This window comes from Paraburkholderia humisilvae (assembly GCF_902859855.1).
Taxonomy (GTDB): Bacteria; Pseudomonadota; Gammaproteobacteria; order Burkholderiales; family Burkholderiaceae; genus Paraburkholderia; species Paraburkholderia humisilvae.
In genome coordinates, this window is the sequence record NZ_CADIKH010000477.1 from 1 (window position 1) to 587 (window position 587).

At 57.6% G+C, this 587-nt stretch carries 1 protein-coding gene; it reads right to left on the minus strand.

Annotation, left to right across the window (positions count from 1 at the left end; genetic code table 11):
* Nucleotides 1-257: 257 nt before the first annotated feature.
* A partial coding sequence (locus tag HV796_RS43925; RefSeq protein WP_217478280.1) for a hypothetical protein occupies nt 258-587 on the minus strand: 330 nt, incomplete at its 5' end.

A 587-nucleotide genomic window follows, 5' to 3' on the forward strand; every position in this document is an offset into this window, starting at 1 on the left:
TGCCTCGTCCAACGGCTTCTTTGCCATGGCGCGTATCTCCATTCAATCCGTTAGAGATATAACGCGCCAGCATCGAATCGGTTGTCATGTTTTATGGGAAACTCAATAGATACCGCACTATCGCCCGCCGGCGCCCGGTCTAATTCATCATCCGCGTCACGCGCCCCGATACCACACGCAGCGTCTGTTGAGCGCTGGCGTGCAACCATCAGCAAGCAGCATTGGCGACTCCTGCGGCAACGCGCTCGCCGACACGATCAACAGCTTAAATAAGTCCGAAGTCGCACACCGGCGTCCTGGCCAAGCCCAGAGAACCCGACGCTGTGGTTGCACCAGACGGCCACTCGGAAGCCCGTCACGTACAAGCGGGCGTGTCCGCCGCGAAACGGCGTTTTGCGAGGCCCCTTCGGGCGGGAGGGAAGGTAAGTCAGAATACCGCAGGTGATGAAGCGTTTCAGCGTTTCGTGGTTATTCAGGCTTGATCCTGCCGCGGCCCGGATTTTTCTGGACACAGATTTGCTGTAAAACAGCTGTCCAGAAAAGGAGCTTTTCATGCTGAAGAAGGTGCCCACACAGGCTGTTGCGCC